The sequence below is a fragment of the Ruegeria sp. CG3 genome (assembly GCF_056537205.1).
In genome coordinates this window covers 1,567,276-1,589,110 of sequence record NZ_JBQFRC010000001.1, presented here as the reverse complement: position 1 = coordinate 1,589,110, position 21,835 = coordinate 1,567,276, and the positions used below count along the sequence as shown (strand labels likewise).

Genomic DNA, 21,835 nt, shown 5'->3' with positions numbered 1-21,835 from the left:
GCGACTGGCCCCACAAACGACGCCATGACCGAGCGATTTTCAGGCAGTTTCACCCAACAGGAGCCGATCCCCGACGCGGCGATCGAGGCGGCGCTGGCCGTTCTGCGCCACGGGCGGTTGCACCGCTACAACGTGGCCCTCGGAGAGCTGAGCGAAACCGCCCTGTTGGAGCAGGAATTTGCCGCGCAGATGGGGGCGAAATACTGTCTGGCCGTGTCCTCGGGCGGCTATGCGCTGGCCACGGCCCTGCGTGCCGTGGGTGTCCAACCGGGGGACGCGGTTCTGACTAACGCTTTCACGCTGGCCCCAGTGCCGGGGGCGATCGCCTCGGTCAATGCGCGCCCGGTTTTCGTCGGTGTGACCGAGGGGCTGACCATCGATCTGGACGATCTGGAGGCCAAGCTGGACCGCGCCAAGGTTCTGATGCTCAGCCACATGCGCGGGCACCTCTGTGACATGGACCGGTTGATGCAGATGTGCGACGCCGCCGGGGTGACGGTGATCGAGGATTGTGCCCACACGATGGGTGCCGCCTGGCGCGGGCAGTTGTCCGGCCGTCAAGGAGCGATCGGCTGCTATTCCTGTCAGACCTACAAACATGTGAACTCGGGCGAGGGTGGTCTGTTGATCACCGATGACGAGATGCTGGCGGCCAAGGCCACGATGCTATCGGGCTCGTACATGCTGTACGAACGCCACCTTGCGGCGCCGGGTCCCGAGGTGTTCGAGCGGATCAAGTACACCACGCCGAACGTGTCGGGGCGGATGGACAATCTGCGCGCGGCGATCCTGCGCCCTCAGTTGCGCGATCTGGATCGGCAGGTGCGGCGCTGGAACGAACGCTATGCCGAGATCGAGGCGGGTCTGCGCGGCACACCCGGCCTGACCATCGTCGAGCGGCCTGCCGAGGAGAGCTATGTCGGCTCCTCGATCCAGTTTCTTCTGCTGGATTGGGCGCCTGAGCAGATCGCCGAGGTTCTGCGGCGCTGCGCAGATCGCGGGGTCGAGCTGAAATGGTTCGGCGGGGCCGAGCCGACCGGGTTCACCTCGCGCTATGACAGCTGGCGCTATGCCGAGTCGGAGCGGATGCCCGAGACCGACCGGATTCTGCGCGGGATCATCGACATGCGCGTTCCGCTGACCTTCTCGCTGGACGATTGCCGCCTGATTGCCGGCATCATCCGCGCCGAGGTCGGCGCTGTTTTCCAACAGTAATTCAATCGAGTGCGCCATGCGGCGCACGCTCGAATCCTGAAAAAGCCGCCTTGGGGCGGCTTTTTCATTTGGGTCACGCGATGATTGACCGCGCGGGGAAAGGTCTGTATCAGTTTATTGAACACCTGTTCATTAACGCGAAAGAGGAGAGCGCGGATGTTCACGGCGACAATGCAATTCGATCTGGGTGAAGATGTGAACGCGCTGCGCGAGATGGTGCACCGCTGGGCGCAGGAGCGGGTCAAGCCGCTGGCGGCCGAGATCGACAAGACCAACGCCTTTCCCAACGAACTGTGGAAGGAAATGGGTGAACTCGGTCTGCTGGGCGTAACCGTTCGCGAACAGTATGGCGGCGCCGAAATGACCTATCTGGCGCATACGATCGCGGTTGAAGAAATCGCACGAGCCTCGGCATCGGTGGCGCTGTCCTACGGGGCGCATTCCAACCTCTGCGTCAACCAGATCAAGCTGAACGGCACTGAAGAACAGAAGCAGAAATACCTGCCGCGCCTGATTTCGGGCGAACACGTAGGTGCCCTGGCAATGTCGGAACCCGGGGCGGGGTCGGATGTTGTGTCGATGAAACTGCGAGCGGAAAAGCGCAACGACCATTACCGCCTGAACGGCAACAAATACTGGATCACCAACGGGCCGGATGCCGATACGCTGGTCGTCTATGCCAAGACCGACCCGGAGGCCGGGTCCAAGGGCATCACGGCCTTCCTGATCGAGAAAGAGATGAAAGGGTTCTCGACCTCGCCCCATTTCGACAAGCTGGGTATGCGGGGCTCGAACACGGCCGAGCTGATCTTTGAAGATGTCGAGGTGCCGTTCGAGAACGTGCTGGGCGAAGAAGGCAAGGGCGTCGCCGTGCTGATGTCGGGCCTCGACTATGAGCGCGTGGTTCTGGCCGGGATCGGCACCGGCATCATGGCTGCCTGCCTGGACGAGATCATGCCCTATCTGGCCGAGCGCAAGCAGTTCGGCAAACCGATCGGAACCTTCCAGCTGATGCAGGGCAAGATCGCCGACATGTACACCGCGATGAATTCGGCCCGGGCCTATGTCTACGAGGTCGCCAAGGCCTGTGACCGGGGCGACGTGACCCGGCAGGATGCGGCGGCGTGCTGCCTCTATGCGTCCGAGCAGGCGATGGTGCAGGCGCATCAGGCTGTTCAGGCCATGGGCGGGGCCGGGTTCTTGGCGGATGCGCCAGTCAGCCGGATCTTCCGCGATGCCAAGCTGATGGAGATCGGCGCGGGCACCAGCGAGATCCGCCGGATGCTGATCGGCCGCGAATTGATGAACGAAATGCTCTGAAGAAAAACGCCTCGCCGACGAGGTCACGGCGAGGCGTTTCCGATCAAGGGATCAGAAGCGATGGACGTAGGACACGCCAACCAGCCACGGATCGATCTCGGCCTTGCCGATGTCGGCTCCGTTGAGGGTGACGTCCGAGTCGATGTCGAACCAGCGGACGTTCAGGCGAACCGCGCCCTTGTCCGTGACCATGTAGTCCAGGCCGGCCTGCAGCGACACGCCGAACGAGTCGTCGACCTTGAGATCGCCCAGCGGCGATTCCTCGTCAAAGAACACGGTGTAGTTCAAACCGGCGCCGACATAGGGTTTCCAGGCGCTGTTGGTTGCAAAGTGGTAGTTCAGCGACAGTGTGGGCGGCAGGTGCTTGACGCTACCCGCGTCGACGCTTCCGCCCAGCGTGATGTCATGGCTGAACGGTGTTGCGGCCAAAAGCTCGATGCCCAGATTGTCGCGGATGAAATACTCGGCGGTGAAGATCGGGCGGGTGTCCGAGTCGACGTCGGCGCTGAAGCCGGCGAGGGAGCCGTTGTCGGATTTCGGGTCGAGGTAGCCGATACCGACACCAACGGTCCAGTCCCCCTGCGACTGGGCGAATGCGGGGGCCGAAACAGCGGCCAACGCGGTGGAAAGGGTGAGGATGGCGAGTTTGCTGGTCATGTTCTTGCCTTTGGTTTTGTGTGCAAGCCGACCATGCCTGCAGGACGGGGCGCACACCCTGATCTGCATCAATTTTCGACGATGTTCGATATTCAACTTGGCGTGGCAAATCGCTTAAATATAAGGGAAAAACGCCATGTGTCCCGCTGAGGTCATACCGGGTTTGCGGTCTGGTGGCAGCTGGGACATTCCGCCTAGGTTGAACATGGCCCGTCAGTGCCTGTCGCGGCCTAGTGAGCAGGTGGCGATCCTCGATCTGTCTTCCGAGGCTACGACCGAGATCACCTATGGTGAACTGGAACAAATGACCGACCGGCTGGCGCGCGGGTTGCTGGGCAGGGTGCAACCCGGCGATCGGGTCGGCGTGCTGCTCAGCCAGTCGCCGTGGTGCGCAGCGGCGCATCTGGCCATCTGGAAGATTGGGGCAATCTCGGTGCCGTTGTTCAAGCTGTTCAAACGCGATGCTTTGGCCTCGCGCCTCGGCGATGCGGGGGCCGGGTATGTGCTGACCGACGGCGAGGGCGCCGGTATGCTGGGTGATCTGGCGCAGCCGCTGATCGTGTCCGAGCTTGGGGCGGACGGCCCTGCCGTGGATTTTGCTGACACCGGTCCCGAGGATCCGGCGGTGCTGATCTATACCTCGGGCACGACGGGCAAGCCCAAGGGCGCGCTGCACGGGCACCGGGTGCTGACCGGGCATCTGCCGGGCGTTTCGATCAGCCACAACCACCTGCGCGCGGGTGACTGCCTGTGGACGCCGGCCGACTGGGCCTGGATCGGCGGGTTGTTCGACGTGCTGATGCCGGGGCTGGCGCTGGGCATTCCGGTTGTCGCCGCGCGGCTCGACAAGTTCACTCCCGAGGCCTGCTTGGACGTGATTGCGCGCGGCGGCGTGCGCAACGTGTTCTTTCCGCCCACGGCCCTGCGGATGCTCAAGGCCGCGGATGTGACGATCCCCGGCCTGCGGTCCGTGGCTTCGGGCGGAGAGCCGCTGGGCGCGGAAATGCTGGCGTGGGGAGAGCGGGCCTTTGGCCTGACGATCAACGAATTCTACGGCCAGACCGAATGCAATATGGTGGTTTCCTCCTGCGCCGAGGATTTCCCCGCGCGCCCGGGCTGCATCGGCAAACCGGTGCCGGGGCATGAGGTCGCGGTGATTGACGCGGACGGCAACCCGACCGACGCCGAGGGTGACGTGGCCATTCGGCGGGGCTCGGCCTCGATGCTGCTGGAATACTGGAACAACCCGCAGGCCACGGCCGAGAAGTTTCGCGGCGATTGGCTGGTCACCGGTGACCGCGGCGTGTGGGAGGGCGACTATCTGCGCTTTGTAGGCCGCGAGGATGACGTGATCACCTCGGCCGGATACCGCATCGGCCCGGCCGAGATCGAGGATTGCCTGCTGACCCATCCGGCGGTGGCCACCGTGGGCGTGGTCGGCAAACCTGATCCGCTGCGGACCGAGATCGTGAAGGCCTATGTGGTGCTGAAACCGGGGTCTGAGGCTTCGGAACAAGAGCTGCAGGATTGGGTCAAGGACCGTCTGGCGCATTATTCCTACCCGCGAGAGGTGGCTTTTGTGCAAGACTTGCCTTTGACCGTGACGGGAAAAGTCATTCGCAAGGAATTGAAACGTCGCGCGTCCGAGGAGATATGCCATGGCAGATAAATCCAGCGTCCGGACCGGAATCGAGTTCAGCGCGACCGTCATCGCGGTCATCGGGGCTGTGTGGGCCGGAAAGACCTATTTCGAAACGTGGATGCACGACACGATCGACAAGGCTGTCGAAGAAAAGATCGCCGTCATCGAAAAACTGCAATTGGCCGACCTTCTGGTTTTATACGGCTACCCGGATGAGGCCATCTCGGAATTGCGCAAGATCGCCGATCGGGTCGCGAGGCTGGACGCTGAAGACAAACGCAGGATCGCGTTCTACGACAACTATCTGGATGCGGTGGCCGATTCCGACGGCACCCTGAAATTCGAACCGGAAATCCGGATGCTGCACAGCGTCTTCAGCAACGAGATGCAGACCGACGGCTGGCACGACGAGAAGCTGGCCTATGTCGCAATGTTCCTGCCCGAGGCACAGGCGGATGACGGGTATTTCGACCGTCAGGTCGTGGGGCGGCTCAAGCTTGCGGTCAACCAATACGAGGCAGACGACGACTATGAGAGCCTCGGGAGCGCCTATCGTAACCTGTCGCTGGCCTATCTGTGCCGGGGTGAACAAGACATGGCCGTCGAGGCGATGGAAATGGCGGCCGAGATGCAGCCGTTCGAGTATTATTTCATGGTTCCGATGTGGGACCTTGAGGATTTCCTCGAAGAGCCGGAAATCAAGAAGCTGGACACCGTCTGCTCCAGCAACGTGTCGCAGGGCTACGCGCGCATCATGCAGAGCTTTGGCGTCAGCGAAAACCCCGTTCGCGAATTCCTGAGAGAGTATACCAGATGAAGCTGCGATCTTCCGCTTTGCCCTCGTCCGATGGCTTCAAGCAAAACCGTGCCGCGCACCTCGACGCGCTGGCGCAGATATCTGAGGCCGCCGAGGCCGCGCGCATGGGTGGGGGCGAGAAATCGCGCGAACGCCATGTGTCGCGGGGCAAGATGCTGCCGCGCCGGCGGGTGGCGAACCTGCTGGACCCGGGGTCTCCGTTTCTGGAAATCGGCGCGACGGCGGCGCATGGCATGTATGGTGGCGCGGCCCCCTGTGCCGGGGTCATTGCAGGCATCGGCCGGGTGCAGGGGCAAGAGGTCATGGTGGTCTGCAACGACGCCACCGTGAAGGGCGGCACCTATTATCCGTTGACGGTCAAAAAGCACCTGCGCGCGCAGGAGATCGCCGAGGAAAATCATCTGCCCTGCATCTATCTGGTGGACAGCGGCGGCGCGAACCTGCCCAACCAGGACGAGGTCTTTCCCGACCGCGACCATTTCGGCCGCATCTTCTACAACCAGGCTCGGATGAGCGCCAAGGGCATCCCGCAGATCGCTGTGGTCATGGGCTCGTGCACCGCGGGCGGCGCCTATGTGCCGGCCATGTCCGACGTGACCATCATCGTCAAGGAACAGGGCACGATCTTTCTGGCTGGCCCGCCGCTGGTCAAGGCCGCGACGGGCGAGGTCGTCAGCGCCGAAGACCTGGGCGGCGGCGACGTGCACACGCGCCTGTCCGGCGTGGCCGATTATCTGGCCGAGGATGATGCCCACGCGCTGGCTCTGGCCCGCCGGGCCGTTGGCTCGTTGAACCGGAACAAGCCGCAGACGGTGGATTGGGCCAGCCCCGAAGACCCGGCCTATGACCCCGAGGAAATTCTGGGCGTCGTCCCGGCCGATCTGCGCACCCCGTATGACATTCGCGAGGTGATCGCACGTCTGGTCGATGGCTCGCGCTTTGACGAGTTCAAGCCTCGGTTCGGTGAAACGTTGGTGACAGGCTTTGCTCATGTCAAAGGCTGCCCCGTCGGGATCATCGCCAACAATGGCGTGCTGTTTTCCGAGGCCGCGCAGAAAGGCGCGCATTTCGTCGAACTGTGCAGCCAGCGCAAGATCCCGCTGGTCTTCCTGCAAAACATCACCGGCTTCATGGTGGGCCGCAAGTACGAGAACGAAGGCATCGCGCGCCACGGCGCCAAGATGGTGACCGCCGTGGCCACCACGAGCGTGCCCAAGATCACCATGCTGGTGGGCGGCTCTTTCGGGGCCGGGAACTATGGCATGGCGGGCCGCGCCTATCAGCCGCGGTTCCTGTGGACCTGGCCGAACAGCCGCATCTCGGTCATGGGCGGCGAGCAGGCCGCCGGTGTTCTGGCAACGGTCAAGCGCGACGGGATCGAACGGCAGGGCGGCACATGGTCGGCCCAGGAAGAGGCCGAGTTCAAACGCCCGACGCTCGAGATGTTCGAGGAGCAGTCGCACCCGCTCTATGCCTCTGCCCGGCTGTGGGATGACGGCATCATCGACCCGCGCAAAAGCCGCGACGTGCTGGCCCTGTCGCTGAGCGCCGCGTTGAACGCCCCGATTGAGGACACGCGCTTTGGCGTGTTCCGGATGTAGAAGGGGCGGTTTGATGCTGGAAAGCTTGAAAGAAAGATATCCGGGGGCCGAGACCTTTCAGTTCGGCGACAACCGCGCATTGTGCGACGAGTTGCTGGCTCTGGTCCGCTCGGGGCGCAAGACAGCGACATGTGGCGCGTTGCGTGACTTTGCGACGGGTGGCGAGGCGATGCCGCAGGCAGGCCGCCGCGACATCGCGTTGGACTGGGACGGACGGCCCGCGCTGGTCATCGAAACGGTCGATGTGACGGTTCGGCGCTATTGCGATGTGGACGAGTCATTTGCCCTGGCCGAGGGCGAAAACGACAGCCTGGAAGGCTGGCGCGAGGATCATCGCAGATATTTCGAAAGAAACGGCGGCTTCGACCCGAAGATGGAGTTGGTCTGCGAACGGTTTCGCCTTGTGGAAGATCTGGCAGGGAAAGGGTAACGGCCATGTTTGACAAGATCCTGATCGCCAACCGGGGCGAGATTGCTTGCCGGGTCATCGAAACGGCGCACAAGATGGGCGTGGCCTGCGTTGCCGTGTACTCGGATGCGGACGCGTCCGCCAAACATGTGCAGATGGCGGATGAGGCCGTACATATTGGCGGGGCGGCTCCGGCCGACAGTTATCTGAAGGGCGACGTGATCATTCAGGCCGCGCTGGATATCGGCGCGCAGGCGATCCACCCAGGGTACGGGTTTCTGTCCGAGAACCCCGATTTCGTGGATGCCGTGCAGGCCGCGGGCCTGACCTTCATCGGCCCCTCGGCGGATGCGATCCGCAAGATGGGCCTGAAGGATGCCGCCAAGGCGCTGATGGAGCAGGCTGGCGTCCCGGTCGTGCCCGGCTATCACGGCGACAACCAGGACCCTGAGCATCTGGCCGGAGCGGCCGACACCATCGGCTATCCGGTTCTGATCAAGGCGGTAGCCGGCGGTGGTGGCAAGGGGATGCGGCTGGTCGAGAGGCCGGCGGATTTCGCGGCTGCTCTGGACAGCGCCCGGGGCGAGGCCAAGACTGCTTTTGGCAATGATGCCGTTCTGGTCGAGAAATTCGTGGCCAAGCCCCGCCATATCGAGGTGCAGGTCTTTGGTGACGGCACTCATGCCGTGCATATGTTCGAACGCGACTGCTCGCTGCAGCGCCGCCACCAAAAGGTGATCGAGGAAGCACCGGCCCCCGGCATGACGCCCGAGATGCGCGAAGCGATGGGCCAGGCGGGCGTGCGTGCCGCCGAGGCCATCGGCTACAAGGGCGCAGGCACCGTGGAGTTCATCGTCGATGCCTCGGACGGGCTGCGCCCCGACCGCTTCTGGTTCATGGAGATGAACACCCGCCTGCAGGTCGAACACCCGGTGACCGAGGCCATCACCGGAATCGACCTGGTCGAATGGCAGTTGCGGGTTGCGGCGGGGGAAAGCCTGCCCAAGCGGCAGAGCGAGCTGTCGATCAACGGCCATGCCTTCGAGGCCCGGCTCTATGCCGAGGACGTGCCCAAAGGGTTCCTGCCCGCGACGGGCACTCTGACCCATCTGGAGTTTCCGCACGGCTGCCGCGCCGACAGCGGCGTGCGGGCGGGTGACACGATCAGCCCATGGTATGACCCGATGATCGCCAAGGTGATTGTGCACGGCCGGACCCGCGCGGTGGCGCTGGAACAACTGCACCGCGCGCTGCGCCGGACGCAGGTGGCGGGAACCGTCACCAACCTGTCTTTCCTGGGCGCACTGACCCGGCACGCCGGGTTTGCGGCGGGCGATGTCGATACCGGGTTGATCGGCCGCGATCTGGACGATCTGGTGCGCGAACCCGCCGTCACCCCGGCAATGACCGTTGCGGCGGCGATGGCCGCGACCGGGCTGGACAAACCCGCCCAGGACACCGGATTTACCCTCTGGGCCCCGCTGCACAGGGCGCTTCAGCTGAAGCGCGACGGCGAGGTTCTGGATCTGGACGTTCAGGTTGCAGGACCGGACAGGCAGGACTGGCAGGTCGGCGGGACCAGCGTGATCGCCGAACGGGTCAACGGCCGCTGGATCATAGACGGCCAGCCTATGCCGCCGGTTGCGATTGCCGGCCACGATGTCACCGTGTTCGACGCCTATGGCGTGAGCTTCGAGGTGCTGGACCCGCTGGACCGCGACGTCAGCGCCGCCGGTGATACCAACGTGGTCGAGGCGCCGATGCCCGGGCTGGTCAAGGCGGTGTTCGCCGCGCCGGGGCAGGCGGTGAAGGAAGGCGATCGGCTGGCCATTCTCGAGGCCATGAAGATGGAGCATTCACTGCTGGCCGCCCGCGACGGTGTCGTGGCCGAGGTTCTGGCCGAGGCCGGATCGCAGGTCGAGGCCGGCGCGGCGCTGGTCCGGCTGGAAGACGACTGAAACCCTGAACGCCCGCCCTGGACGGGACGGGCCGGGATTGAACAGGAGGGCACCGCGATGGCGGAACGTGTCGAGATTTTCGAAGTGGGGCCGCGCGACGGGCTGCAGAATGAAAAGCGCGAAATCCCGGTTTCCGAGAAGATCGCGCTGGTCGACTGCCTTAGCCGGGCGGGGTTCAGCCGGATCGAGGTGGCCAGTTTCGTGTCGCCCAAATGGGTGCCGCAGATGGCCGGCAGCGCCGAGGTTCTGGCCGGGATCACCCGCGCCCCCGGCGTGCGCTATGCCGCGCTGACCCCGAACATGCGCGGCTATGAGGACGCGCTGGCTGCCGGGGCGGATGAAATCGCGGTGTTTGCCTCGGCCTCCGAGGGGTTTTCCAAGGCCAACATCAACGCGACCATCGCCGAATCCATCGAGCGGTTCGTCCCGATCCTCGAGGCGGCGCGCCATATCGACCTGCCGGTGCGCGGCTATGTTTCCTGCGTGACCGACTGCCCCTATGACGGGCCGACTCCGCCCGCCAAAGTGGCCGAGGTGGCCGACCTGCTGTTCTCGCACGGCTGTTACGAGATCTCGCTGGGCGACACGATCGGGCAGGGGACACCCGACAGCATCGCGCGGATGCTGCTGGCAGTGCGTGAATATGTGCCCGCGACCCGCCTGGCCGGCCATTTCCATGACACCAACGGGCGCGCGATCGACAATATCGACGCGTCGCTTGCGCTGGGCGTTCGAGTATTCGACGCAGCCGTAGGCGGATTGGGCGGCTGCCCCTACGCTCCGGGCGCGGCCGGGAATGTGGCAACCGAAGCCGTGGCCGCGCATCTCGGGCGGCTGGGCTATGACACCGGACTGGACGCCGCTGTGCTGAACCAAGCGGCGGAAATGGCCCGCGCGATGCGCGCGGGATAAGAGGCTGACATGTTTGAAACCATCTCGATTTCCACCGACCTGCGCGGCGTCGCTACGCTGACGCTGAAACGGCCGGAAAAACACAACGCGATGTCGGCGCAGATGATCGCCGAGTTGACGCAGGCCGCCGTGCAGCTGGGGGACACCAACGACGTGCGCATCGTAGTTCTGACCGGCGCGGGCAAAAGCTTCTGCGCCGGGGGCGACCTTGGCTGGATGCAGGCCCAGATGGCCGCAGACCCCGAGACCCGCTTTGTCGAGGCGCGCAAGCTGGCCGAGATGCTGAACGCCCTGAACACCCTGCCAAAACCGTTGATCGGCGCGCTGCAGGGCAACGCCTTTGGAGGTGGCGTGGGCATGGCCGCGGTCTGCGACGTGGCCATCGGTGTAGACAGCCTGAAGATGGGTCTGACCGAAACCCGGCTGGGGCTGATCCCGGCTACCATCGGGCCCTATGTCATCGCCCGCATGGGTGAGGCCCGCGCGCGACGCGTGTTCATGTCGGCCCGTCTGTTTGATGCGGCCGAGGCGGTAGAACTCGGCCTGCTGGCGCGGGCCGTTCCGGCAGATGAGTTGGGTGCCGCGATCGAAGCCGAAGTGCAGCCTTATCTGTCCTGTGCGCCGGGCGCCGTGGCCTCGGCCAAGGCGTTGGTTCGGGACCTCGGGCCGCGCATCGACGACGCGGTGATCGATCACACGATCCGAGCGCTGGTCGACCGTTGGGAAACCGACGAAGCGCATGAGGGAATCAGCGCTTTCTTCGACAAGCGAAAACCTTCATGGAATAGTAAGGTTTGACCGCCCGCGACCATTTGAAGCCAAGGGCTTGCGCCTAGTGCAGCGCTGGGCGTTGGCAAGCCGAATATTCGGTGCCATGCGCGCTTCTGCTCGGTTGACCCTCTGACCCCGCGCGGATAGAGAATGTCCAGTCAACACGCCAATTGACGGCGCGTCTCGTTCGGGATGCGCAGGAAAGGAGCCACTCGTGGAAGAGCTGTTGCGGGAATATCTCCCGATCCTGGTGTTTCTGGCCGTCGCCGTGGGCCTTGGAATCGTCCTGATTCTGGCCGCCGTCGTTCTGGCCGTCCGCAATCCCGACCCCGAAAAGGTCAGCGCCTATGAGTGCGGGTTCAACGCGTTCGACGATGCGCGGATGAAATTCGATGTCCGATTCTATCTGGTGTCGATCCTGTTCATCATCTTCGACCTCGAGATCGCGTTCCTGTTTCCCTGGGCCGTGGGCTTCAAGGACATCAGCGATGTCGGCTTCTGGTCGATGATGGTGTTCCTGGGCGTTCTGACCATCGGCTTTGCCTATGAATGGAAGAAGGGGGCCCTGGAATGGGAGTGATGACGGGTGCAAACACCGCGGGCGTCGACAAGGAAGTCGCCACCCAGGCCCTCAACGCCGAGCTGCAGGACAAAGGGTTCCTGCTGACCTCGTCCGAGGACATCATCAACTGGGCGCGCACCGGCTCTCTGCACTGGATGACCTTTGGTCTGGCCTGCTGCGCGGTCGAGATGATGCACACCTCGATGCCGCGCTACGACGCCGAACGCTTCGGCATCGCGCCGCGCGCATCCCCGCGCCAGTCGGACGTGATGATCGTGGCCGGTACGCTGACCAACAAGATGGCCCCGGCGCTGCGCAAGGTTTATGACCAGATGCCCGAGCCGCGCTACGTGATCTCGATGGGATCCTGCGCCAATGGTGGTGGCTACTACCACTATTCCTATTCCGTCGTGCGTGGGTGCGACCGCATCGTTCCGGTGGACATCTATGTGCCCGGCTGCCCGCCGACGGCCGAGGCGCTGCTGTACGGTCTGCTGCAGCTGCAGCGCAAGATCCGCCGCACCGGCACCATCGTCCGCTGAGGAGGGACCGAGATGAGCGAAGCACTCAAGGAACTCGGCACGCATATCGAGCTGAAGCGCACGGACTGTGTTCTGTCATGGAGCGTTGCCCATGACGAACTGACGGTGGATGTTGCACCCTCGAGCCTGGTGGAATTTGTCGAGTTTCTGAAGACGGATCAGAACTGCAAGTTTTCGACCTTGGTCGACATCACCGGAGTTGATTACCCCGAACGCGCCAAACGGTTCGACGTGGTTTACCACTTCCTTTCGATGTACCAGAACCAGCGTATCCGGATCCGGATCTCGGTGCGCGAGGAAGACATGGTTCCGTCGATCGTCGATGTGCACCCCTCGGCCAACTGGTTCGAGCGTGAAGTGTTCGACATGTTCGGCATCCTGTTCTCGGGCCACCCGGACCTGCGTCGCATCCTGACCGACTATGGGTTCCGCGGCTATCCGCTGCGCAAGGATTTCCCGACCTCCGGGTATATCGAAGTCCGCTATGACGAAGCGCAGAAACGGGTCGTGTACGAACCGGTCTCGCTGGTTCAGGAATATCGCCAGTTTGATTTCATGAGCCCGTGGGAAGGTGCGAACTATGTTCTGCCGGGGGATGAAAAACAGGAGACCTGACAATGGGTGGCATCTGGTGGCTGATCCTTTCTGCACTGACCATCATTCCGATGGTGAAGATTTTGCCGTTTTTTGGGATCAACAAATACTGGTGCCTTCTCTGCCTGGTCCCATTCGGCACGATCGCGTTGCTGTGGTGGGTCGGTTTGAAACTGCAGGAACTGGAGCGCCGCTGAGATGGTCATGCTGCTGGGGGAACTGATTGCGTTGGGTGCGCTGGGGGTCCTGCTGGCGGGGGCCGCGGCCAAGGCGCTTGAGGCGGAAAAGGTCCTGGTTCGGGCCGAAGCGAAAAAGAAACGAGGGCGTTGATGGACGGCTCAAGATACGATGACGGCAGCACGGACGCGCTGAGCGGAGAACAGAAGATCCGCAACTTCAACATCAACTTTGGCCCGCAGCACCCTGCGGCGCACGGAGTTTTGCGTCTTGTGCTTGAGCTGGACGGCGAGATCGTCGAGCGTTGCGACCCGCATATCGGCCTGCTGCACCGCGGTACCGAAAAGCTGATGGAAAGCCGGACGTATCTGCAGAACCTGCCATATTTCGACCGGTTGGACTATGTGGCGCCGATGAACCAGGAACATGCCTGGTGCCTTGCCATCGAAAAGCTGACCGGCGTCGAAGTTCCGCGCCGGGCCTCGTTGATCCGGGTCCTGTATTCCGAGATTGGGCGCGTTTTGAACCATCTGCTCAACGTGACCACGCAGGCGATGGACGTGGGCGCGCTGACCCCGCCGCTGTGGGGCTTTGAAGAGCGTGAAAAGCTGATGGTGTTCTACGAGCGTGCCTGCGGTGCGCGCCTGCACGCGGCCTATTTCCGCCCCGGCGGTGTGCATCAGGACCTGCCGCCCGAGTTGCTGGATGACATCGAGACCTGGAGCCACGAATTCCCCGCCGTTCTGGACGACATTGACGGACTGCTGACCGAGAACCGCATCTTCAAACAACGCAACTGCGACATCGGCGTGGTGACCGAGGAAGATATCCAGCAATACGGTTTTTCGGGCGTGATGGTGCGCGGTTCGGGCCTGGCCTGGGACCTGCGTCGCGCGCAACCCTATGAATGCTACGACGAGTTTGAGTTCCAGATCCCCGTCGGCAAGAACGGGGACTGCTATGACCGTTACCTGGTGCGGATGGAAGAAATGCGCCAGTCGGTGTCGATCATCCGTCAGGCCATCGCCAAGCTGCGCGACTGCCCGGGCGACATTCTGGCCCGCGGCAAGATCACCCCGCCGAAACGCTCGGACATGAAGACCTCGATGGAGAGCCTGATCCATCACTTCAAGCTGTATACCGAAGGCTTCCACGTCCCCGCAGGCGAAGTCTATGCCGCCGTCGAGGCCCCCAAGGGCGAGTTCGGCGTCTATCTGGTCGCCGACGGCACCAACAAGCCGTACCGCGCCAAGCTGCGTGCGCCCGGTTTCCTGCACCTGCAGGCTATGGACCACGTCGCCAAGGGCCACCAACTGGCCGACGTCGCCGCCATCATTGGCACCATGGACGTCGTATTTGGAGAGATTGACCGCTAATGCTCCGCCGTCTTCATCCCGAACAACCCGAAAGCTTTGCCTTCACCGCTGCCAACCAGCAATGGGCCGAAGTGCAGATCACCAAATACCCCGAGGGCCGTCAGGCCAGCGCGGTCATCCCGCTGCTGTGGCGCGCGCAAGAGCAGGAGGGCTGGCTGAGCCGTCCGGCGATTGAAACCGTCGCTGACATGCTCGGCATGTCGTACATCCGGGTGCTCGAAGTTGCATCCTTCTACTTCATGTTCCAGCTGCAACCGGTTGGGTCCGTCGCGCATATTCAGGTCTGTGGCACCACGTCCTGCATGATCTGCGGGGCCGAGGATCTGATTGCTGTTTGCCGCGAAAAGATCGCGCCCAAGCCGCACCAACTGTCGGCGGACGGCAAGCTGAGCTGGGAAGAGGTCGAGTGCCTGGGTTCCTGCACCAACGCGCCGATGGCACAGATCGGTAAAGACTATTACGAGGACCTGACCGCCGAGAGTTTTGGTCGGATCATTGATGAACTGGCCGCTGGCAAGGTTCCGGTGCCCGGGCCCCAGAATGGGCGTTACGCGGCCGAGCCTCTGGGCGGGGTGACCAGCCTGAAGGATTACGAGAGTGGCAAGGCAAAGCACAATGCCAGTGTACAACTGGCCACGGAACTGGGCGATACCGTCAAGCGCATCGACGGAACCGAGGTTCCGATCCTGACGCCTTGGTTGGGCAAGGATGGCAAGGCCGCCGGAGCGAAAGCCGCACCCAAGCCGCCGAAGGTGCCAGAGCAGGGCAAACCAGCCGCCCGTCAGGCCGCGCCCAAGAAATCCGCCAAGGCCGAGCCATCTTCGCCCGAGGGCGCCGCGGCCAAGCCAGAAGCGACTGAGGCTCAGCCCGAAACGCTGAGCGGTGCGCGCGACGGCAAGCCCGACGACCTCAAGCTGCTGAAGGGTGTGGGGCCGAAGCTCGAGCAGACGCTGAACGAGCTCGGGTTCTACCACTTCGATCAGATCGCAGCTTGGACGCCAGAGCATGTGGCCTGGGTTGATGCCCGGCTGAAGTTCAAGGGCCGGATCGAACGCGACGGCTGGATCGAGCAGGCGGCCAAGCTGGCTGCTGGCGAGGAAACCGAATTTGCCAAACGTGCCAAGCAAGACGGCACCTACGAAGACTGAGAGACGGTGCCCGATAAGGGCGCCGGAGTGTGATGGACAAGGACAAGGAACAGGCCATCGCCCGCAAGGGTCGACATATCGGCGTGGTCATCGCGGTGACCATGCTGTTGTGGCTTGCCATGACCCTGTTCATCGGCCCGGCGCTGGAGCTGCCGGGACGCTTTGCGCTGCTGTTTGATTTCGCCGCGATCGCGGCGTTCATCTATGCGGGCGTCAACATATTTCAACTCTGGCGCATGCGTCAGGACAGCTGAAGGTAACACGCGATGCTGAAGGATCAGGACCGGATCTTTACCAACATCTACGGGATGCACGAGCGCACCTTGAAGGGCGCTCAGGCCCGGGGGCATTGGGACGGCACTGCTGGCCTGATGGAGAAGGGTCGCGACTGGATCATCCAGACTATGAAAGACTCAGGGTTGCGCGGGCGCGGCGGTGCGGGCTTCCCGACCGGCCTGAAATGGTCGTTCATGCCGAAGGAAAGCGATGGCCGCCCGTCCTATCTGGTCGTAAACGCCGACGAATCCGAACCGGGCACCTGCAAGGACCGCGAGATCATGCGCCACGATCCGCACACGCTGATCGAAGGCTGCCTGATTGCGTCTTTCGCGATGAATGCGCACACCTGCTACATCTACCTGCGCGGCGAGTACATTCGTGAGCGCGAGGCGCTGCAGGCTGCAATCGACGAGGCCTATGATGCGGGCCTGCTGGGCAAGAACGCCGCTGGATCAGGATGGGATTTCGACCTGTTCCTGCATCACGGGGCAGGCGCCTATATCTGTGGCGAGGAAACCGCGCTCATTGAAAGCCTGGAAGGCAAGAAGGGCATGCCGCGCATGAAGCCGCCGTTCCCGGCGGGGGCGGGCCTGTATGGCTGCCCGACCACGGTGAACAACGTGGAATCCATCGCCGTCGTGCCCACGATCCTGCGCCGCGGTGCCGACTGGTTCGCCGGTTTTGGTCGCCAGAACAATGCGGGTACCAAGCTGTTTGCCGTCTCGGGTCACGTCAACACCCCCTGCGTCGTCGAAGAGGCGATGTCGATCAGCTTTGAAGAATTGATTGAGACCCATTGCGGTGGCATCCGCGGCGGGTGGGACAACCTGTTGGCCGTGATCCCCGGTGGCTCGTCCGTGCCTTGCGTGCGCGGCGAGAACATGCGCGACGCGATCATGGATTTCGACTATCTGCGCAACGATCTGGGCTCGGGGCTTGGCACGGCGGCGGTGATCGTGATGGACAAGTCCACCGACATCATCAAGGCGATCTGGCGCCTGTCGAAATTCTACAAGCACGAAAGCTGTGGCCAGTGCACGCCCTGCCGTGAAGGTACCGGCTGGATGATGCGTGTGATGGACCGCCTGGTGCGCGGCGAGGCCGAACTGGAAGAGATCGACATGCTGTTCGAGGTGACCAAGCAGGTCGAAGGCCATACGATCTGTGCGCTGGGTGACGCGGCCGCATGGCCGATTCAGGGCCTGATCCGCAACTTCCGCGAAGAAATCGAAGACCGCATCAAGGCTCAGAAATCGGGCCGTATGGGTGCGATGGCGGCGGAGTGACAATGATGGAAGCTTATGCAGAGTATTCCCACGCGATTGCGTCTTTGGTGATTTTCACACTGGTCGTTTTGTTCCTGTCGCCGTTTTCGGCACTGGCGAAACAGGGCAAAGGGCTGGCTCCCGGCGCGACCCCCGACCAGGACTATGCCGACAAGGCCTATCGCTTGAACCGTGCCTATCTGAACGGCACTGAGACTTTGCCCGCGTTTCTGACCGTTACTGTGGCGGCCATTCTGTTGGGCGCCAGCCCGTTCTGGGTGAACTGGCTGGCCGCGATTGCCTTGGTCGCGCGACTGGTGATGCTTGTCGTACACATTCAGGGCGTCGGCAAACCGCATAGCGGTATTCGTTCAGTCCTGTATGTGGTGGCTTGGGCCTGCATGTTCGTGCTTGGGATCCTTGCATTGGTGGCTGCATTCTGATGGCCGTCACACTTGTTGATATCACCGCGAACCTGCGTCGTCCGGCTTTCGGTGTGCTTGTTCTGCTGACGCTGCTTTCGGCCTGCGGGACAGCGCCAACAAGCGACCGGATTCTGTTTGACGGCAAGTCGTTTCGGGCGAAGGCAAAGCCGGTCGACAAGAAACGGTCGCCTGCGGATTTCACCGTGACGATCAAAGGTGTGTCGGCTTCGCTGGACGGCGCGCGCGAGGCTGGTCGGTACGAGGGCACCCGGTTCTGCATTCAGAATTTCGGTTCCTCCCGCATTGCGTGGAAGGTTGGTCCTGACACCGAACCGCAGAACCTGCGCGTCGAAAATGACAGCCTGACATTTGCCGGAGCCTGTCAACGACCATGAGCTTCGCTATTGCATATCCTGCGCTGATCGGACGGCTGTTATTGCATAACAGCCGTGCCGTGGGACGTCTTGGGGAACCCAAGACGAAAGGATATGTCATGAAACATGTGAAACTTGCCGCAATTGCCTGTGCGATGGCGTTGCCCGTCTCGGCGGACGCCAAACCGCCCTTGCGCGAAGTCAAGGAAATCGACAACGAACTCTACTACATCGCCATCGCAAATGAGATCTCGGAATACTGCCCGTCGATCAGTGGGCGGCGTATGAAGGCAATCGGCGTGATGTGGAGCCTGCGGTCCAAGGCCAACAGCCTGGGTTATTCGGACGGAGAGATCCGGGCCTATGTCGAGTCGGATTCCGAAAAGGCGCGGATGCGGGCCAAAGGCGAAAAATACCTCGCGCAGAACGGCGTGAGCTACGGAAAAGCTGAAACATTCTGTGCCCTGGGGCGCAAGGAAATCGAACGAAACAGCGCCATTGGCGTGTATTTGAGGGCGAACTAGACCATGTCTGACCTCCGCAAGATCGTAATCGACGACAAGGAAATCGAAGTCGATGGCGCGATGACCCTGATCCAGGCCTGCGAACAGGCCGGGGTCGAGGTGCCACGGTTCTGCTATCATGAGCGCCTGTCGATTGCCGGTAACTGCCGCATGTGCCTGGTCGAGGTCGTGGGCGGGCCGCCCAAGCCCGCCGCTTCGTGCGCGATGCAGGTCCGCGATCTGCGCCCTGGGCCGGAGGGTCAACCGCCCGTGGTCAAGACCAACTCTCCCATGGTCAAGAAGGCCCGGGAAGGCGTCATGGAGTTTCTGCTGATCAACCACCCCTTGGATTGCCCGATCTGTGACCAGGGCGGTGAATGCGATCTGCAGGACCAGGCAATGGCCTACGGTATGTCGGCCAGCCGGTTCAAAGAAGCCAAGCGGGCCGTGGATGATCTGGATCTGGGTCCGCTAGTTGGCACGGCGATGACCCGCTGTATCAGCTGCACCCGCTGTGTGCGTTTCACGACCGAGATCGCGGGTATCGACCAGATGGGCCAGACGGGCCGGGGCGAGGATGCGGAAATTACCTCGTACCTGAACCAGACGCTGGATTCGAACCTGCAGGGCAACATCATTGACCTGTGCCCGGTGGGGGCGCTGACTTCCAAGCCTTATGCCTTTACCGCACGCCCGTGGGAACTGACCAAGACCGAAACCATCGACGTGCTGGATGCGCTGGGATCGAATATTCGTGTCGATACCAAGGGCCGCGAAGTGATGCGCATTCTGCCGCGAAACCATGATAGCGTGAACGAAGAGTGGATCTCGGACAAGACGCGTTTTGTCTGGGACGGTTTGCGCCGTCAACGTCTGGACACGCCCTATATCCGTGAAAACGGTCGCCTGCGTGCTGCCAGCTGGCCCGAGGCTTTGGCCACCGCCGCAGCGGCGATGAAGGGCAAGAAGGTTGCAGGTCTGATCGGCGATCTGGTTCCTGTCGAAGCCGCCTTTGCGTTGAAGCAGATGATCGAGGGGCTGGGTGGCAAGGTCGAATGCCGAACCGACAATGCCCGCCTGCCTATCGGTAACCGTTCGGGCTATGTCGGCAATGTGACGATCGAGGAGATCGACACGGCGAAAGAGATCATCCTGATCGGCACCAACCCGCGGGACGAGGCCCCGGTGCTGAATGCGCGCATCCGCAAGGCGTGGCTGGCGGGCGCCGATGTCAAATTGATCGGCCCGGCCGTTGATCTGACTTATGACTACGAGCATCTTGGCACCGACCGCGATGCGCTGGCCAAGGCTAAGGCAAGCAGCGAAGCCGTTGTGATCGTCGGACAGGGCGCCGTGTCCGAGGCAGACGGTCTGGCCGTTTTGGCCGCTGCGCGCGCGCTGTCGGGTCGGATGCTTGTTCTGCACACTGCGGCGGCCCGCGTTGGTGCGATGGATGTGGGTGCAGCGACGGAGGGTGGCCTTGAGGCTGCAATCGACGGCGCCGAGGTGATCTTCAACCTTGGCGCGGACGAGGTCGATATCGATGCGGGTCCATTCGTCATTTACCAGGGCAGCCACGGTGACCGCGGCGCACACCGCGCCGACGTTATCCTGCCAAGCGCGGCCTATACCGAGGAAAACGGTCTGTTCGTCAACACCGAGGGTCGCCCTCAATTGGCGATGCGGGCCGGATTTGCACCGGGTGAAGCCAAGGAAAACTGGGCGATCCTGCGGGCGCTTTCGGCGGAGTTGGGCGAGAAACTTCCTTATGACACGTTGGCCCAGCTACGGCAAAAGCTGATCGAAGCAGTGCCGCATCTGGCCGGGATCGACCAAGTGCCCGAGAACGAAGAACAGGCAATCGAGGCCGGACCTTTGGGACAGGCCGATTTCCGGACCGTGATCAAGGACTTCTATCTGACCAACCCGATTGCACGTGCCTCACAGTTGATGGCCGAGCTTTCGGCGCTGGCCAAGGCGCGCGGTGACCAAAAGATTGCCGCGGAATGAGGCTTGCAACGACCATAAACCGCAAAGCGGGCGGAAGCCCGAGCTCGTTTTTCCCAGAGGAGATACGAGGGGCGTGGTCGTGTGTTTTGCCGAATGAAATGAAGGAAAAAGGTGGCGTGCGGGCAGCGGATGCTGTTTACACCAACTCGCCAAACCAATCGCGAGCGACGCGAGTCTCCGACCGGCCGGTCGGGCCTCGCGATGGCAGCGGAAAACGGAATACCCACGGTGTGAGGACCAATGGCTGAATTCTTTGACACCCCAGGCGGAATAGCCCTGATCATATTGGCGCAGGTGCTGGCCGTCGTGGCCTTCGTGATGATCTCGCTGCTGTTTCTGGTCTATGGCGACCGCAAGATCTGGGCCGCGGTCCAGATGCGTCGCGGTCCCAACGTGGTTGGCGTTTACGGCCTGCTGCAATCGGTGGCGGACGCGCTGAAATACGTCGTCAAAGAGGTGGTGATCCCTGCAGGCGCGGACCGGACTGTGTTCATCCTGGCGCCGCTGACGTCCTTCGTGCTGGCCATGATCGCCTGGGCGGTCATTCCGTTCAATGACGGCTGGGTCTTGTCTGACATCAACGTGGCCATCTTGTACGTGTTCGCAGTGTCCTCTCTCGAGGTTTACGGCGTGATCATGGGCGGATGGGCGTCGAACTCGAAATACCCGTTCCTGGGCTCGCTGCGCTCGGCCGCGCAGATGATTTCTTATGAGGTTTCGATCGGCCTGATCATCATTGGGGTGATCATTTCGACCGGGTCGATGAATTTTGGTGACATCGTGCGGGCGCAGGATGGCTCGTTCGGGTTCTTCAGCTGGTACTGGCTGCCGCATTTCCCGATGGTCTTCCTGTTCTTCATCTCGGCCCTGGCCGAGACCAACCGCCCGCCGTTCGACCTGCCCGAAGCGGAATCGGAACTGGTCGCCGGTTATCAAGTCGAATACTCGGCAACGCCCTTCCTGCTGTTCATGGCGGGCGAATACATCGCCATCTTCCTGATGTGCGCGCTGACCACGCTGTTGTTCTTCGGTGGCTGGCTGTCGCCGATCCCCGGCCTGCCCGATGGCGTGCTGTGGATGGTCGCCAAGATGGCGTTCTTCTTCTTCCTCTTCGCGATGGTCAAGGCGATCACGCCCCGCTACCGCTATGACCAGCTGATGCGGCTGGGCTGGAAAGTGTTCCTGCCGTTCAGCCTGGTGTGGGTGGTCTTCGTGGCCTTTGCGGCGAAGTTCGACTGGTTCTGGGGGGCATTCGCCCGTTGGAGCGTAGGAGGCTGA

Annotated in this window: 24 protein-coding genes; 23 read left to right on the top strand and 1 reads right to left on the bottom strand. The window is 62.5% G+C overall.

The features are described from left to right. Positions 1-24: 24 nt before the first annotated feature. Positions 25-1,215: a DegT/DnrJ/EryC1/StrS family aminotransferase gene (locus tag ACR0NB_RS07880; protein WP_480775349.1), complete on the top strand. Its 1,191-nt coding sequence runs from the start codon at positions 25-27 to the stop codon at positions 1,213-1,215. A 156-nt stretch (positions 1,216-1,371) separates the two neighbouring features. Further along, the gene (locus ACR0NB_RS07875) at positions 1,372-2,535 is read left to right on the top strand and encodes an isovaleryl-CoA dehydrogenase (protein WP_480775348.1); all 1,164 of its coding nucleotides are present in this window, start codon (positions 1,372-1,374) and stop codon (positions 2,533-2,535) included. 51 nt (positions 2,536-2,586) lie between these two features. Here ACR0NB_RS07875 and ACR0NB_RS07870 read toward each other — a convergent pair whose 3' ends face one another. Further along, the gene (locus tag ACR0NB_RS07870) at positions 2,587-3,192 is read right to left on the bottom strand and encodes an OmpW/AlkL family protein (RefSeq protein ID WP_093965074.1); all 606 of its coding nucleotides are present in this window, start codon (positions 3,190-3,192) and stop codon (positions 2,587-2,589) included. 136 nt (positions 3,193-3,328) lie between these two features. Between ACR0NB_RS07870 and ACR0NB_RS07865 the strand changes: the two genes are divergently transcribed. The 21 genes from ACR0NB_RS07865 to nuoH all read left to right on the top strand — a co-directional run bounded on the left by ACR0NB_RS07865 (position 3,329) and on the right by nuoH (position 21,835). Then, positions 3,329-4,861, top strand: coding sequence for an AMP-binding protein (locus ACR0NB_RS07865; RefSeq protein ID WP_480775347.1), 1,533 nt, complete (start codon positions 3,329-3,331; stop codon positions 4,859-4,861). Next, positions 4,851-5,651, top strand: a complete 801-nt coding sequence (locus ACR0NB_RS07860) for a hypothetical protein (protein WP_170585831.1) — start codon at positions 4,851-4,853, stop codon at positions 5,649-5,651. Before ACR0NB_RS07865 ends, ACR0NB_RS07860 begins: the two co-directional genes overlap by 11 nt. Further along, positions 5,648-7,252, top strand: coding sequence for a carboxyl transferase domain-containing protein (locus ACR0NB_RS07855; RefSeq protein ID WP_480775346.1), 1,605 nt, complete (start codon positions 5,648-5,650; stop codon positions 7,250-7,252). Before ACR0NB_RS07860 ends, ACR0NB_RS07855 begins: the two co-directional genes overlap by 4 nt. A gap of 13 nt (positions 7,253-7,265) precedes the next feature. Continuing rightward, a complete protein-coding gene (locus ACR0NB_RS07850; RefSeq protein ID WP_480775345.1) occupies positions 7,266-7,682 on the top strand; it encodes an ASCH domain-containing protein in 417 nt (138 codons plus the stop codon). A 5-nt stretch (positions 7,683-7,687) separates the two neighbouring features. Continuing rightward, on the top strand, positions 7,688-9,619 hold the full coding sequence (locus ACR0NB_RS07845) for an acetyl/propionyl/methylcrotonyl-CoA carboxylase subunit alpha (protein ID WP_480775344.1): 1,932 nt from the start codon (positions 7,688-7,690) through the stop codon (positions 9,617-9,619). 57 nt (positions 9,620-9,676) lie between these two features. Further along, positions 9,677-10,531, top strand: coding sequence for a hydroxymethylglutaryl-CoA lyase (locus tag ACR0NB_RS07840; protein ID WP_170369311.1), 855 nt, complete (start codon positions 9,677-9,679; stop codon positions 10,529-10,531). A gap of 9 nt (positions 10,532-10,540) precedes the next feature. Continuing rightward, positions 10,541-11,329, top strand: a complete 789-nt coding sequence (locus ACR0NB_RS07835; protein WP_480775343.1) for a crotonase/enoyl-CoA hydratase family protein — start codon at positions 10,541-10,543, stop codon at positions 11,327-11,329. A 187-nt stretch (positions 11,330-11,516) separates the two neighbouring features. After that, on the top strand, positions 11,517-11,882 hold the full coding sequence (locus tag ACR0NB_RS07830; protein WP_093964903.1) for an NADH-quinone oxidoreductase subunit A: 366 nt from the start codon (positions 11,517-11,519) through the stop codon (positions 11,880-11,882). Further along, complete coding sequence (locus tag ACR0NB_RS07825) at positions 11,873-12,406, top strand: NuoB/complex I 20 kDa subunit family protein (protein WP_093964904.1); 534 nt, start codon at positions 11,873-11,875, stop codon at positions 12,404-12,406. The genes ACR0NB_RS07830 and ACR0NB_RS07825 overlap by 10 nt, the downstream gene beginning before the upstream one ends. A gap of 12 nt (positions 12,407-12,418) precedes the next feature. Next, positions 12,419-13,021: an NADH-quinone oxidoreductase subunit C gene (locus ACR0NB_RS07820; RefSeq protein ID WP_480775342.1), complete on the top strand. Its 603-nt coding sequence runs from the start codon at positions 12,419-12,421 to the stop codon at positions 13,019-13,021. Positions 13,022-13,023: 2 nt separating this feature from the next. Next, positions 13,024-13,197, top strand: coding sequence for a hypothetical protein (locus tag ACR0NB_RS07815; RefSeq protein WP_010442775.1), 174 nt, complete (start codon positions 13,024-13,026; stop codon positions 13,195-13,197). A 7-nt stretch (positions 13,198-13,204) separates the two neighbouring features. Next, the gene (locus ACR0NB_RS07810) at positions 13,205-13,330 is read left to right on the top strand and encodes a hypothetical protein (protein WP_480775341.1); all 126 of its coding nucleotides are present in this window, start codon (positions 13,205-13,207) and stop codon (positions 13,328-13,330) included. After that, the gene (locus tag ACR0NB_RS07805; RefSeq protein WP_170340391.1) at positions 13,330-14,553 is read left to right on the top strand and encodes an NADH-quinone oxidoreductase subunit D; all 1,224 of its coding nucleotides are present in this window, start codon (positions 13,330-13,332) and stop codon (positions 14,551-14,553) included. The genes ACR0NB_RS07810 and ACR0NB_RS07805 overlap by 1 nt, the downstream gene beginning before the upstream one ends. Continuing rightward, complete coding sequence (locus tag ACR0NB_RS07800) at positions 14,553-15,701, top strand: NADH-quinone oxidoreductase subunit E (RefSeq protein ID WP_480775340.1); 1,149 nt, start codon at positions 14,553-14,555, stop codon at positions 15,699-15,701. Before ACR0NB_RS07805 ends, ACR0NB_RS07800 begins: the two co-directional genes overlap by 1 nt. Positions 15,702-15,733: 32 nt before the next feature. Next, positions 15,734-15,955: a DUF5337 domain-containing protein gene (locus tag ACR0NB_RS07795; protein WP_093964908.1), complete on the top strand. Its 222-nt coding sequence runs from the start codon at positions 15,734-15,736 to the stop codon at positions 15,953-15,955. A 12-nt stretch (positions 15,956-15,967) separates the two neighbouring features. Continuing rightward, positions 15,968-17,266, top strand: a complete 1,299-nt coding sequence (gene nuoF / locus ACR0NB_RS07790) for an NADH-quinone oxidoreductase subunit NuoF (RefSeq protein WP_093964909.1) — start codon at positions 15,968-15,970, stop codon at positions 17,264-17,266. Positions 17,267-17,271: 5 nt separating this feature from the next. After that, positions 17,272-17,688 carry an MAPEG family protein gene (locus tag ACR0NB_RS07785; protein WP_093964910.1) on the top strand — a complete coding sequence of 139 codons (417 nt, stop codon included), beginning with the start codon at positions 17,272-17,274 and terminating at the stop codon, positions 17,686-17,688. After that, complete coding sequence (locus ACR0NB_RS07780) at positions 17,688-18,065, top strand: hypothetical protein (protein WP_480752873.1); 378 nt, start codon at positions 17,688-17,690, stop codon at positions 18,063-18,065. The genes ACR0NB_RS07785 and ACR0NB_RS07780 overlap by 1 nt, the downstream gene beginning before the upstream one ends. A 98-nt stretch (positions 18,066-18,163) precedes the next feature. Continuing rightward, complete coding sequence (locus ACR0NB_RS07775; protein WP_170585849.1) at positions 18,164-18,568, top strand: DUF5333 domain-containing protein; 405 nt, start codon at positions 18,164-18,166, stop codon at positions 18,566-18,568. A gap of 3 nt (positions 18,569-18,571) precedes the next feature. Then, positions 18,572-20,557 (top strand): NADH-quinone oxidoreductase subunit NuoG, encoded by a 1,986-nt coding sequence (nuoG, locus tag ACR0NB_RS07770; protein ID WP_480775339.1) that lies wholly within the window; start codon positions 18,572-18,574, stop codon positions 20,555-20,557. Positions 20,558-20,797: 240 nt separating this feature from the next. Then, entirely contained in the window at positions 20,798-21,835 is a 1,038-nt protein-coding gene (nuoH, locus tag ACR0NB_RS07765) for an NADH-quinone oxidoreductase subunit NuoH (RefSeq protein WP_170340401.1), read from the top strand.